Source organism: Halalkalibacter suaedae (assembly GCF_017939705.1).
Classification (GTDB): domain Bacteria; phylum Bacillota; class Bacilli; order Bacillales; family Bacillaceae_D; genus Halalkalibacter; species Halalkalibacter suaedae.
The window spans coordinates 709,006-722,240 of the sequence record NZ_JAGKSQ010000001.1; the positions used below are offsets into that span (position 1 = coordinate 709,006).

General features: G+C 41.4%; 11 protein-coding genes. 6 read left to right on the forward strand and 5 right to left on the reverse strand.

The genetic code is table 11. From position 1 onward, the window contains the following. The first annotated feature begins 99 nt into the window (after positions 1-99). Together J7W16_RS03400 and J7W16_RS03405 are read left to right on the forward strand one after the other, a co-directional pair. The gene (locus J7W16_RS03400; RefSeq protein WP_210595775.1) at positions 100-879 is read left to right on the forward strand and encodes a TerC family protein; all 780 of its coding nucleotides are present in this window, start codon (positions 100-102) and stop codon (positions 877-879) included. 686 nt (positions 880-1,565) lie between these two features. Further along, positions 1,566-2,342, forward strand: a complete 777-nt coding sequence (locus J7W16_RS03405) for an SGNH/GDSL hydrolase family protein (protein ID WP_210595776.1) — start codon at positions 1,566-1,568, stop codon at positions 2,340-2,342. Positions 2,343-2,404: 62 nt separating this feature from the next. Here the strand turns inward: J7W16_RS03405 and J7W16_RS03410 are convergent, their stop codons facing one another. From J7W16_RS03410 to J7W16_RS03425, 4 genes are all read right to left on the reverse strand, one after another. Further along, on the reverse strand, positions 2,405-3,901 hold the full coding sequence (locus tag J7W16_RS03410) for a BCCT family transporter (protein ID WP_346726899.1): 1,497 nt from the start codon (positions 3,899-3,901) through the stop codon (positions 2,405-2,407). Between the two features lie 211 nt (positions 3,902-4,112). Beyond that, a complete protein-coding gene (locus J7W16_RS03415) occupies positions 4,113-4,346 on the reverse strand; it encodes an IS1096 element passenger TnpR family protein (RefSeq protein ID WP_346726900.1) in 234 nt (77 codons plus the stop codon). Between the two features lie 512 nt (positions 4,347-4,858). Then, the gene (locus tag J7W16_RS03420) at positions 4,859-5,356 is read right to left on the reverse strand and encodes a fasciclin domain-containing protein (protein WP_210595779.1); all 498 of its coding nucleotides are present in this window, start codon (positions 5,354-5,356) and stop codon (positions 4,859-4,861) included. Between the two features lie 194 nt (positions 5,357-5,550). Next, positions 5,551-6,108: a general stress protein gene (locus tag J7W16_RS03425; protein ID WP_210595780.1), complete on the reverse strand. Its 558-nt coding sequence runs from the start codon at positions 6,106-6,108 to the stop codon at positions 5,551-5,553. Between the two features lie 271 nt (positions 6,109-6,379). On the opposite strand from J7W16_RS03425, the gene J7W16_RS03430 reads away from it, so the two are divergent. The 4 genes from J7W16_RS03430 to J7W16_RS03445 are packed head-to-tail and all read left to right on the forward strand — an operon-like array spanning position 6,380 to position 11,113. Then, positions 6,380-7,567, forward strand: a complete 1,188-nt coding sequence (locus J7W16_RS03430) for a galactokinase (RefSeq protein ID WP_210595781.1) — start codon at positions 6,380-6,382, stop codon at positions 7,565-7,567. After that, positions 7,568-8,563, forward strand: a complete 996-nt coding sequence (galE, locus tag J7W16_RS03435) for a UDP-glucose 4-epimerase GalE (RefSeq protein WP_210595782.1) — start codon at positions 7,568-7,570, stop codon at positions 8,561-8,563. A 3-nt stretch (positions 8,564-8,566) separates the two neighbouring features. Then, positions 8,567-10,054, forward strand: coding sequence for a UDP-glucose--hexose-1-phosphate uridylyltransferase (gene galT, locus J7W16_RS03440; RefSeq protein ID WP_210595783.1), 1,488 nt, complete (start codon positions 8,567-8,569; stop codon positions 10,052-10,054). Between the two features lie 15 nt (positions 10,055-10,069). Then, positions 10,070-11,113 carry an aldose epimerase family protein gene (locus tag J7W16_RS03445; protein WP_210595784.1) on the forward strand — a complete coding sequence of 348 codons (1,044 nt, stop codon included), beginning with the start codon at positions 10,070-10,072 and terminating at the stop codon, positions 11,111-11,113. A gap of 963 nt (positions 11,114-12,076) precedes the next feature. On the opposite strand, the gene J7W16_RS03450 is transcribed toward J7W16_RS03445, so the two are convergent. Further along, the gene (locus J7W16_RS03450) at positions 12,077-13,219 is read right to left on the reverse strand and encodes a glycerate kinase (RefSeq protein WP_210595785.1); all 1,143 of its coding nucleotides are present in this window, start codon (positions 13,217-13,219) and stop codon (positions 12,077-12,079) included. Between the last annotated feature and the right edge of the window lie 16 nt (positions 13,220-13,235).

Below are 13,235 nucleotides of genomic sequence, written 5' to 3' on the forward strand. Positions count from 1 at the left end.
TCGTGTGATCAAGTATAGCAATATAATAAAATCATCATCTTAAGAAGATTTACGCTATTTTCTTCACCAACCAACTGACAATTAAGGGAGATGTTTTAATTGGAATTCTCAATTTTGTTTGAATATGCATGGGTATTACTGTTGTTAATCGCGATCGAAGGTTTATTGGCAGCCGATAATGCACTCGTGCTTGCAATTATGGTTAAACATCTTCCAGAACAGCAGAGAAAGAGAGCATTGTTCTATGGACTCGCGGGTGCCTTTGTCTTCCGCTTAGCTTCACTGTTTGCGATCTCGTTCCTTGTTGACGTATGGCAAGTTCAAGCCCTAGGTGCACTTTACCTCTTCTTCATAGCGTTAAATCACCTTTTCAGAAAGTTATTGGTCAAGCGAGAAAAGAAAATAGCTGGAATCAAAGAGAAGAAAAAATCAGGCTTTTGGATGACTGTATTTAAGGTTGAATTAGCTGATATCGCCTTCGCAATTGATTCAATTCTTGCGGCAGTTGCATTAGCTGTCACATTACCAAACACAAATCTTCCGCAAATTGGTGGACTAGATGGTGGGAAATTTCTAGTGATTTTTGCTGGAGGTTTAATCGGCTTACTGATCATGCGTTTTGCAGCTAATTACTTTGTAACCTTACTTCATAAGCGACCAGGACTTGAGATCGCTGCATTCGTTATCGTTGGGTGGGTTGGAGTTAAGCTAGCAGTATTTACATTGTCTCACCCTGATCTGGCCATTTTACCAGTCGGATTCGCAAAATCACCGGAATGGAAAATCACGTTCTATGTGGTCCTTGTCCTAATTGCTTTGGGCGGTTGGTTCTTATCAAAAGAGAAAAAAGAAGACGATACCATCGCTGCAGGCTCTTAATCCTACGGCTAATCTATAAATCTAGCAGGGCGATACCTTAAAGGTGTTGCTCTTTTTTTCATTCTAACTGTCTATTAAGTGATAGTGATTAAGTAAAGTATCAGCCACTCACCCCCAGGCTCATAAAACCCTAAATTCGGCTCATAACTCTTCCCATCCCGCTCATAAAAGTGCTGATCCGGCTCATAACTACCCGGTTCACGCTCATAAGCCTTGATGCACACCGGCCAAGATGCCGTATCAAAAACTGAACACCCTCTTCCTCTTTGAAATGGCCTTTACAACGGCTGGCTTTTACATTATTTCAACTAATTTATTTAATGAAGTTCCAGCCACTCATCCCCCAGGCTCATAAAACCCTAAATTCGGCTCATAACTCTTCCCATCCCGCTCATAAAAGTGCTGATCCGGCTCATAACTACCCGGTTCACGCTCATAAGCCTTGATGCACACCGGCCAAGATGCCGTATCAAAAGCTGAAACACCCTCTTCCTCTTTGAAATGGCCTTTACAACGGCTGGCTTTTGATTATTTCAACTCATAGTCCCCAAAAGAAAACGTCATTCTTTCACTAATTTTGTCGTGCGAAACAGGGATATTGCTGACATCGTTCTTCTTATTTCACAGCTTGACCTTGTTATAGTTTAGTTACTAATCTAGCAAATAGGAAAAAGGTGGGATTATCTATGAAAGCATTTTTTTATTACGCAGCAATTATTACTAGTATTGGTATTGTTGTATTTGGTCATTTTCTCTATCAGGATAAATTGGAGGCGATTGCTGCTGAGTCCAAGGAGCATTGGAGCGAGATGGAGGCACATAAGATGGAACGAGATTCGAATCTTTCTTCTGAACAAGAAGAAAGCACGATTGAGCGAACCGGGATATTAAGTAAAATTGCTCAAGAAGGTACTGAAACAGTAAACGTAACTGTTGTAGGTTCTAAGGCATTAAGTAGTGTTGACAAAAACGATTCGTTCCCCCAGCTGCTGGCCTATTCTCTTGAACCATTTTTTCCAGAACGAGAGGTCACTTTATCAATTGTTAATACTGAAGACGCGACTTCTGATGTAACAGTGGGAGAAGACAATTTAAATACAATCATCAAAAATGAACCGGATTTATTACTAGTCGAATGGGTGACGTTGAACGATTTCGATCAAATTTCAGCAGAGGAGTCACTTGCTCATCTTGAGGTATTCCTCGCACAGATAGAAGAGCAATTACCAGAAACAACCGTGCTCTTTCTTCCAGCTAACCCGCTCGCGGATGATGCCTACCTCGCCTTTGTTGATCGCATTCGTCAGGCCGTCGAAGATGCAGGCTATACATACATCAACCATTGGGAGGATTGGCCTACTCCTGGTGATAAAGAACTCGAGTTATACGTCGAGGATGGTTTACCTAATCAAAGAGGACAAGCAATCTGGAGTGAATCTGTCATGAGCTCTTTACTTGAATAATAGCAAAATAGAATCCCATATCCTTTGTGATATGGGATTCTATTTTTACGCCTAAGAGACTCCTATTCTTGCTTTAACTCTTTCAATAATGCGAAGCACATCAGAATCATAATAATCGAAAATGGCAAGGCAATAACTAAGGAAGCGGTTTGTAAGGCAGTTAAGCCACTTGCCATAAGCAGAATAAGTGCCATTGCCGCTATGAATACACCCCAAATAATTTTGATTGTTAAACTAGGATTCAAATGATTTTTCGATGTCATCATTCCAAGCACAAATGTCGCGGAATCTGCTGATGTAATCAGGAACATGAAAATTAAACCAATCGCAACGATAGATAAAACCATACCAAACGGAAAATAGCTTAAAGTCGCAAACAGTCCATTCGTCACATCCTCTTGAACAGCCTCCTTAATCGGGAATCCTTCAACCCTCTCGAAGAATAAGGCACCGCCACCGAATACAGCCATCCAGGCAATAGCTACTAACGGTGGAACAAACATCACGCCGAGCACAAATTCCCGAATTGTTCTTCCTCTTGAAACTCGTGCAATAAATGTTCCAACAAATGGCGACCAAGCCATCGCCCATGCCCAGTAGAAGATCGTCCATTCATTCAGCCACGCATTCTCTCCAGTTGCATTTACATTAACACTCATCCCAGCAAAGTTCTGAATATAACCACCAAGCCCTGAAACAAATGTATTAAAGAGATAGCTGGTAGGTCCGACAAAAAATGCAAAGAGTAGTAAGAAGAAAGCAATACTTAAATTGGCTAGACTTAAGATTCGAATTCCTTTCTGTAGCCCAGTAATAGAAGAAGCTATATACGCAATCATCAGAAGGACAATGATCACAATCTGTGTTGTAGTAGTATCTGGAACGTTGAATGTATATTGTAAGCCACCATTTACCTGCAAGACACCTAGACCTAATGTCGTTGCAACCCCTGTAGCAGTTGCCAAAACAGCCAAAATATCAATCAGGGCACGCCAGCCTTTTATCTTTCCTAGCTTATTCCTCATTAACGGTTCAACCGTTGTACTAATTAGTCCGGCTCTTTTTTTTCTGAACTTAGAATAGGCAATGGAAAGACCGATCACCGCAAAGATAGCCCATTGATGAATGCCCCAGTGAAACATCGAAAATTGTATAGCAGCATCAAGAGCCGCCTCTGTTTCCGCTTCAAAACCAGGTGGTGGAGACAAATAATGCTTTACAGGCTCTGACACTCCCCAAAAAACAAGAGCCACTCCAAAACCAGCAGAAAATAACAAACCAATCCAATTAAAATATGTATATTCCGGTAAATCAGCTTCATCGCCAAGCTTCACTTTCCCATAAGAACTAAAAGCTAAAAACAAACAAAACCCAATAAAAAATAAGCTGACAAGTAGATAAAAGCCGTTAAAGTAGGTTGTCGTCCATTGAAATGCCCGATCCGCATACTGCGACAGAAGATCAGGCCACCCTGCACCAAAAATAATAAACAGAGAAATCATTACCGTTGAAACCCATAGAACTAAGTTAAATCTGTGTTTCCCTATTTTAATCTTGATCCCCTCCTAACTCTAGCTCCTACCCTTTCTATTACCTTTTTCATTTCTATTAAACAGTGTAACGTTTATTTAATTTATGTTGCGAGTGATCCAACTTAACATTACAACATTCTACCCGTGCCCCTCCTGTATTGGTTCAGACCATGCCGAAAAGGTCACCGGAAATTTCCAATGACCTTCTTACAAAAGCTTATTCTATTACTCAAATCATTTATACAGACCTTAATCTTCTATTCACATTTTCCATATTAAATTCACGATATCCTTGTATGCTTCCCCAATGTTGCAACTCACTAAAGTCAGGATGATCTTTGTCGTTGATTGTTGCAAGGAAATGCTCATATCCAGGCTCTCCACCGACATCCTCCGGTGGAGCGTTTCCCTCTCCTCCCAGGCAAATCGGGTGGTTCCTATCGAAATCATCACTTACTCCTTCAACCACAATCCGGTGCTTCCACTATCTCCCTCTATCATACTATAGAAAAGCAGCTAAAGAACCTATTGTAGAACTCCTCTATAAAAAACAAAAGGCACCGAGCATCGCTGCCCAGTGCTTTCTTAGCTTATAAAATAAATGCCAAAATCATCAGAAGCCAAATAGGGAGACTTATTGCTGTACCGAAAAATAATCCTTTAAATAAATTTTCTTGTTCAACCATAATACCCACTCATTTCTCTCTGATTTTTTTGTTCACTTGATGTCATTTGTCTTACTGTCATTATACATGATAACGCTTACATTAATACATCTTTTTTCCTCTTCTGGTCAAAGTTAGTACATATTTCCTAACTTGTAGGGTAAATACCCTTTTTCTCCAAAAGAGAAACCTTTTCTTAAAGGAAGGGCAAATCGAAATCCAAGAGAAGCTGGTTGTACGGATCATTATCAAAGCAAGAAATACAAAATCCCCAATGCCTCTTATAGCACTGGGGCCTTATCTCATTTAAATTTTTCTACTACTTCTCAGGCACTAAGACAGCATCAATAACATGAATAACACCATTTGAAGCTTCAATGTCGGCTTGAACGACTTTGGCATCGTTCACTCGAACTGGATCAAGTGAGATTTCTACCTTCTTACCAGCTACTGTCTTCACCTTCATTCCATCCTTCAAATCACTCGAAAGTACTTTTCCTGGAACCACATGATACTTAAGGATCTCAGCAAGATCCTCTCTTGCAAGTAACTGCTCAGCTGTAATTCCTAGATCAGCTAGTAGCTTTTCGAACGCTTCATCTGTTGGAGCGAAGACCGTAAATGGACCCTCTCCCTTCAATGTCTCAACCAAGTCAGCCTTTTCTAGTGCTGCAGCTAATGTCTTGAAGCTACCGGCCTCCACAGCTGTATCAACGATGTCCTTTTGGTTACCTGCTTGTTCTGCTGCAAATACCCCTGTTGTAAATGACATGAACATGACCGCAACCAACATAACTAATCCCATTTTCTTATTCATTTCTTAGCCTCCATTTTTTTAATAAAAACCAACACCTTCAATTCCAATTCCACATACCCAAGCCTCTCTAAATCGCGACACCTCCGTTATGTAAAATCAAAAATAGTATTCGTTTGTTTGGTCTTTTTATCCATAGAGCTTATGAAATAAAAAAAAATCCCCTGGAGAGATCGCTCTCTACCAGGGGTGTTATGTTATCTTCTTGTTTGTAAATATTCTGGATACGTGTGAGTGTTTAATGAGTTTGCACGTGTAAAGTGATTATAGACAGTCTCTTCACGAGTTGCATCCGCTTCGACTAGAACGATAATGTTACCATTGTCGAGATATTTTTCATACTCTTTCGCGTGCTCTTCTGGGATACCTGCACCAGTTAAGGCCCCAACAAGACCACCACCGCCGGCACCGATTGCTGCACCACTTAGTGCTGTCGCAATTGGACCAGTTGCCGCTAACAGACCGACACCAGGAATCGTGAGTAACCCGATTTCAGCAATAATCCCGCCGATACCACCGAGAACACCGCCTGTTCCTGCACCGATACCAAAGCCTTTACCGGCATTCTTACCTCTTCCACTGCTTTGCTTCGTTACATCCTCACTTGTTGCATGTTCAATACCATCGACATCATCACTATCCTTAGCGAATACTGAGATCTCTTCTTTCGTGTAGCCCAAATCGTGAAGGCCTTCAATTGCGGGAACTGCTTCCTCTTGGTTTCTAAATACGCCACCAATAATATTCTTTTTCATGATTAGCCTCCTCAAATTTTGATTACATAAGACAAGTTCCCGCAAGTGAGAAAACTAAACATCCAATCACACATTCCCCTTGCTGAAACTGCCCAAAACCCTCTTCACATGGACATTTCAAGCTCACTAAACAATTTCAAAAAAAGTTAGTCCAGCTCAAGAATTCACTCCATCAGTATCTTGATTTAGATCTTTATCATATGATAAACTGACTTTATAAATTATTTTAATTAAGTAAGTTTTCACCTAATTTGTGAAGGAGGGTTTTTATATGGAAAAGCTGAACCTTATTAAAGAGTTCCAAACGATTTTTGAAACAACAGAAGTCCCTAGGCAGTTCTTTGCCCCTGGACGAATCAATTTAATTGGTGAACATACAGACTATAACGGTGGGCACGTCTTCCCTGCATCGATTTCCTTTGGGACCTATGCACTTGCAGTTAGACGAAATGATTCAAAGATCCGCTTTTATTCATTAAATTTCCCTGATAACGGTATGATTGAATGTCAGCTAGAAAACCTCAATTACAACAAAGAGCACGCTTGGGCGAATTACCCTAAAGGCATGCTTCGTTTTATGAGCGAGGAAGCAGGTCTCAGCATCCCAACAGGATTTGATGTTCTGCTCTTTGGTAATATCCCAAATGGTGCAGGGTTATCCTCCTCAGCTTCCGTCGAGCTCGTCACAGGCGTCATGCTTGAAGGCTTATTCGACCTCAAAATTGACCGAATCCGGATGATTCAATTGGGTCAAAAGGTTGAGAACAGTTATATTGGTGTAAATAGTGGAATCATGGATCAATTTGCGATTGGTATGGCCAAAAAAGATCATGCAATTCTGCTTGATTGTGAAACCCTACAATACGAATATGCCCCAGTTGAACTTGCAAACCACATTATTATGATTATGAATACGAACAAACGGCGTGAATTAGCAGAATCCAAGTATAATGAGCGTCGAAGTGAATGTGAGCGTGCCCTTCAGGATCTACAGTCAGAGCTTGAGATCTCAAGCCTAGGACAATTAACCTCCTCTCAATTCGAACAATCAAAGCATTTAATTAAAAATGAAATTGACCGTAAGCGTGCCAAGCATGCGGTCTATGAGAACCAACGCACATTAGATGCATTAGAGAAATTAAAGCAAGGTGATCTTGAGCAATTCGGTCAATTAATCAATCAATCTCATATCTCCCTGCAGCAAGACTATGAAGTTACTGGAATTGAACTAGATACACTTGTTGAAGCAGCCTGGAAGCAGGAAGGTGTGCTCGGGGCAAGAATGACGGGTGCTGGCTTTGGTGGTTGTGCAATTGCGATTACCCAGAAGGATCAAGTAGAAAGCTTCAAGGAAAATGTAAATGAAGCATACAAAAAAGTCGTCGGATATGATGCGACCTTTTATGTTGCAACAATTGGTGATGGAGCAAAAGAAATTACTAAAGAGGGAGTGCGATAAATGAGCGTATTAGTATTAGGTGGAGCAGGCTATATCGGATCACATGCAGTGTATCAATTAATTGATCGAAACCAAAAGGTTGTTGTTATTGATAGTCTTGAAACAGGACATCGCAACGCAGTACACCCTGATGCGACCTTTTATAATGGCGACATTCGCGATATTGACTTTTTAAGAAGTGTATTTGAAAAGGAAGACATCGATTCAGTGCTTCATTTCGCTGCAAACTCACTTGTCGGCGAATCAATGGAGGATCCGTTAAAATACTTTAACAATAACGTCTATGGCACACAGGTTTTGCTTCAAGCGATGAAGGAATTTGATGTGAAGCAAATTGTCTTTTCATCAACAGCTGCAACATACGGCGAACCGGAATCCGTTCCAATTACAGAGCAGATGAGCACAATCCCAACGAGCACGTATGGAGAAACAAAATTGACGATGGAAAAAGTAATGAAATGGTGCGAGGTTGCCCATGGTATCCGTTATGTTTCCCTTCGTTACTTTAATGTAGCAGGTGCACGAGCAACCGGCGAGATTGGTGAAGATCACCAGCCAGAAACACATTTAATCCCAATCGTCCTGCAAGCAGCACTCGGACAGCGTGAACATATCACCATTTTCGGCGAAGATTATCCAACATCTGACGGCACATGCATTCGTGATTATATCCATGTCGAAGATCTAATTAATGCTCATTTATTAGCACTAGATTATCTAAAGGACGGCGGGAAAAGCGACATCTTTAATTTAGGAAGTAGTCAAGGCTTCTCTGTTAAAGAGATTATTGATACTGCTCGAAAAGTGACAGAGAAGGAAATTTCGGTCAAGGTTGGCGAAAGACGTGCAGGTGATCCAAGTACACTAATTGCCTCATCTGAGAAAGCCAGAACAATACTTGGCTGGAATCCAACAAAGACAGATATTACGAAGATCATTGAAGATGCGTGGAACTGGCATCAAAGCAAACCAAACGGATACCGGGAGGATGTGTAAACAATGACAATTTATCAGGACATTCATCAGTTACTTGAAAAGGCTATTGATGTTCAACTGATTAAACGCAGTGACTCGATCTATGTTCGTAATCAAATCTTAGGCTTATTGAAGCTCGAAACTTACGAAGAAGTTACAGCATCTGCAGATCAAGAGATTCCTGATTTAGTCGAAAATATTATTGCATATGCTATTAGAGAGAATGTCATTGAAGATGTCTTCGATGAAAAAGAGATCCTAAGTGCTCAAATTATGAACTGTTTCCTATCGAAGCCCTCAGAGATCAACCAACTCTTTTATGACAAATATCAACTAGCCCCAAAAGAAGCAACAAACTATTTTTATCAATTAAGTAAAAACAGTAACTATATTCAAATGAACCGGATCAAAAAGAACATCCAATTCAAAGCCACCTCAGATTATGGCGATTTGGACATTACGATTAATTTATCAAAGCCAGAAAAGGATCCTGAGCAAATTAAGAGAGAACGTGCCCTGAAGAAAACATCTAGCTATCCCAAATGCTTACTTTGTGTCGAAAATGAAGGCTATGTAGGCAGAACAGGACATCCCGCACGTTCCAATCATCGTATTATCGAAGTCTCGTTAGAAGGTGAGGATTGGTTGCTACAGTACTCTCCATATGTGTACTACAACGAGCATAGTATCGTTTTCGCACGTGAGCATCGTGATATGAAGATTAGTCGTGGAACATTTGAACGCTTAACGGCCTTTGTCGAGAAATTCCCACATTACTTCATCGGCTCAAACGCCGACCTCCCCATTGTCGGTGGCAGTATTTTAAGCCATGATCACTACCAGGGCGGAAACTATCAATTTGCGATGACGAAGGCTAGTGATTTGTTCGAATTTACAATTGATCGCTTCAAGGATATTACGGCAAGTGTTGTGAAGTGGCCAATGTCAGTCATTCGACTAAAAAGTAAAAACCGAGCTACACTAATTGATGCAGCTGCTCATGTGTTTGAAACATGGAAGCAGTATAGTGATGAAGCGGTGGGAATCAAATCCTATACGGATCAAACACCACATAACACGGTGACACCAATCGCTAGAAAAAAGGATGATGTCTATGAACTGGATCTTGTGCTTAGAAACAATCGTACAACACAAGACCATCCATTAGGCCTGTTTCATCCACATGAAGATGTACACCATATTAAGAAAGAAAATATCGGCTTAATCGAAGTGATGGGTCTTGCTGTTCTTCCTCCAAGATTGAAGGATGAGCTAGATGACATTCGTCGTTATTTAATCGACGGTCAAACAGCTATTGCTGATTACCACCGAAAATGGGTAGAGGAAATTGAGTCAGAATATGGTAAGATTAACCCAAGCATTGTCGATGAAATCGTCAATGTAGAACTCGGGAAAAAGTTTGCAAGAGTATTAGAGGACTCAGGAGTTTTCAAAACCGATGAACGTGGCCAAACGGCTTTCATAGCGTTTATCAAATCTCTAAATGATTAAAAGTGGAGGATGCATATGCAAGTAACGTCTGAACAATTAACCGTCGCTGGTCAAAACTGGTTGGAGTACACGATCAAGAATGATCAGGGCATGGAAGTAAGCTGCTTAAATTTTGGCGGAATTATTACAAGGATTCTCGTTCCAGATCAGCATCAGCAATTCGAAAATGTCGTTTTAGGGTACAAAAACTATGAAGACTATTTAAGCAACCCCAACTACTTCGGGGCGTTAATCGGCCGCGTTGCTGGGAGAATCAAGGGCTCATCGTTCGAGCTAGATGGCAAGACATACAATCTACCTGCTAATAACGGCGAGAATCATCTCCATGGTGGCGAGCCCGGCTTTCACAAAGTAATTTGGGATACGACTCCTTTCGAAAACAGCAATGAAGCTGGTATCGTCTTGACTCACACAAGTCCAGATGGCGAGAACGGCTACCCAGGAACAGTCGAGATGAAGGTAACTTATTCGCTCAACAATGAAAACGAATTCACGATCACATACGAGGGCTCCGCTGATCAAAAAACAGTCCTAACTGCAACAAACCATTCTTATTTTAATTTAAGCGGAAATTTAAAGGATGATATCAAAGATCACGAGCTAACAATCGATGCGAGTCATTTTGTCGAGCTAGACGAAGCCCTTATCCCAACAGGGGAAATCCCTGCTGTCGATGGCACACCGTTTGATTTCCGCAACGGTCGTCAAATTAAAGACGGAATTAACTCTAACTTCGAGCAAAACGTTGTCGGAGGAAACGGCTACGATCATTACTTCCTCTTCGATCAAAACAATGAGCAAGATGTCATCGTTAAGGAAAAAGAAAGCGGACGACAGCTCATCGTCAAAACCGATCAGCCAGGCATGGTCCTTTATACATCAACGATGCTAGACGACTCACTTCAGTTAGCCGAAGGACCATCTAAGCGTTACCTAGGCCTTTGCTTAGAAACCCAAGCATCACCAGCATCTGTACATGATGATCGTTTTCCATCGGTTATTTTGGAGAAGGATGAGAAGTATTTTGCAAAGACTACATTTGTGTTTGGATTGATTTAATGAGAAGAAGAAGTGACTGCCTTTGTGGTGGTTGCTTCTTTTTTTGGTTGGAGAGGTTGTTGTGGAGGGTGTTTTTGGCTGTGGCTCATAATCGTGTGGATTTGGCTCATAAGTATGCTGATTCGGCTCATAAGTATCTGGATTCTGCTCATAATACTTTCATTCACGCTCATAATTAGCTCTGCCTCTTGTTAAAATTGGTGTTTTGGCAGTTCGGGAGGTTTGCTTCTTTGAAAAAATGTGAGAAATTGGCTGGAATTTGGGTTACTTAGTGGTTTGAAGGATTATATTGAATTAAAACCAAATTTATTTGCTAAAAAGAGCCAAACTGTTAAAAGAAAGTTTTGTACAAGGATGCTAGTTCCTAGTTCGGCTGTGGCTCATAATATTCCAAATTCGGCTCATAACTCTGCTGCTTCCGCTCATAAGTAACTAGATCCCGCTCATAAACCTCCAGCTTCGGCTCATAAACAGCTCTGCCCCTTGATAAACAGTCAATTTCAGCAGTTAAAAAGCTCTTCTTCTCCGAAAAAATGTTAGAATCGGCTGGAATTTTAGCATCATAGTCGTTTTAGACCCATTAATGAATAAAAAGCCAGCTACTAAGTTCTAAATCGCTATACCAATTAACTAATCTAGATTTAGTTCAAGATATTAAAAGATAGTGCTAGTTCGGCTGAGGCTCATAATAGTCCAAATCCGGCTCATAACTCCACAGATTCCGCTCATAACTAACTAAATCCCGCTCATAAACCTCCAGCTTCGGCTCATAAACAGCTCTGCCCCTTGATAAACAGTCAATTTCAGCAGTTAAAAGCTCTTCTTCTCCGAAAAAATGTTAGAATCGGCTGGAACTTCGGTAACATACTAGTTTTATAAAGACTTAATGAATAAAAAAGCCAGCCACTACAGATAAACCAAAATAGAGCCAAACTGTTAAATAACAGTTTGGCTCACAAAACCTCAACCCTTCCTAAACATCCCCACAACCGCAGCAACATTCCGAGCAGTATTCTTCACATTCTCATACCCATGCTCAAGTGCTTTTTCCAACGTTACAGCACCTGGCACAATGCTAAATACAGCATCAATTCCGTGGTTGTGTACATTTTTATACTCATTTGTTAAGCTCCCAGCAAGAGCAATAACTGGTACACCATACTTTTTTGCAGTACGCGCTACGCAGATTGGGGTTTTGCCGTGGATCGTTTGATGGTTGATGCCACCTTCTCCGGTGATGACTAAGTCAGCGTCACTCACAGCTTCGTCAAGCTTTATTGCTTCGATGACCAGTTCTCCACCCCGCTTCAGCTCGGAAGGGAGAAAGGCTAGTAATCCGGCACCTAATCCTCCAGCTGCCCCTGCACCTGGTATGTCCTTTATGTCCTTGCCAAGATCACGTTTAATCACTTCGGCAAAATGAGCTAAATTCGAATCCAGTTGGATAATTTGCTCCGCTGTTGCTCCCTTTTGTGGACCATAGATTGAGGATGCTCCTTTAGGCCCTGTTAGTGGATTATCGACATCGCAGGCGACATCTACTTTCACCCCACTAAGTCGTTGATCGAGTTCTGAAAGATCAATTCGATCAAGCTTCGCTAAGCCCGCTCCTCCAAATGGGATAGGTGCACCCTGAGAATCCAATAGCTTTCCACCCAAGGCCTGCACCATTCCAGCTCCACCGTCATTCGTTGCACTTCCGCCAATTCCGATGATCATTCGCTCGACCCCTTTATCTAGTGCAGCCGCGATCAATTGTCCGGTACCAAATGTTGTTGTCGACATTGGATCTCGCTTTTCCATTGGAACAATCTCAAGACCTGATGCTGCAGCCATTTCAATCACAGCTGTTTTACCGTCTCCAAGTAATCCGTAAAACGCCTCTACCTCCTCACCCAGTGGACCTGTCACAGTCACATTTTCAATCGTTCCTGCCGTTGCATCTACTAAGGATTGAACTGTGCCTTCACCGCCATCGGCCATCGGAATTTTGACATACTGAACATCGGGCAACACTTCCTTCAAGCCCTCTTCTATTGCGTTTGCTGCTTCTAATGCGGTTAAGCTTTCTTTAAATGAATCAGGTGCAATCACAATTTTCTTCACAACGTCCCCTCCTTAT

What these genes read in the sequence shown, in the direction of transcription:
- J7W16_RS03405 (WP_210595776.1), top strand. Translation starts at nt 1,566, where the DNA reads ATGAAAGCATTTTTTTATTACGCAGCAATTATTACTAGTATTGGTATT.
- J7W16_RS03425 (WP_210595780.1), bottom strand. Translation starts at nt 6,108, where the DNA reads ATGAAAAAGAATATTATTGGTGGCGTATTTAGAAACCAAGAGGAAGCA.
- galE (WP_210595782.1), top strand. Translation starts at nt 7,568, where the DNA reads ATGAGCGTATTAGTATTAGGTGGAGCAGGCTATATCGGATCACATGCA.
- J7W16_RS03445 (WP_210595784.1), top strand. Translation starts at nt 10,070, where the DNA reads ATGCAAGTAACGTCTGAACAATTAACCGTCGCTGGTCAAAACTGGTTG.
- galT (WP_210595783.1), top strand. Translation starts at nt 8,567, where the DNA reads ATGACAATTTATCAGGACATTCATCAGTTACTTGAAAAGGCTATTGAT.
- J7W16_RS03420 (WP_210595779.1), bottom strand. Translation starts at nt 5,356, where the DNA reads ATGAATAAGAAAATGGGATTAGTTATGTTGGTTGCGGTCATGTTCATG.
- J7W16_RS03430 (WP_210595781.1), top strand. Translation starts at nt 6,380, where the DNA reads ATGGAAAAGCTGAACCTTATTAAAGAGTTCCAAACGATTTTTGAAACA.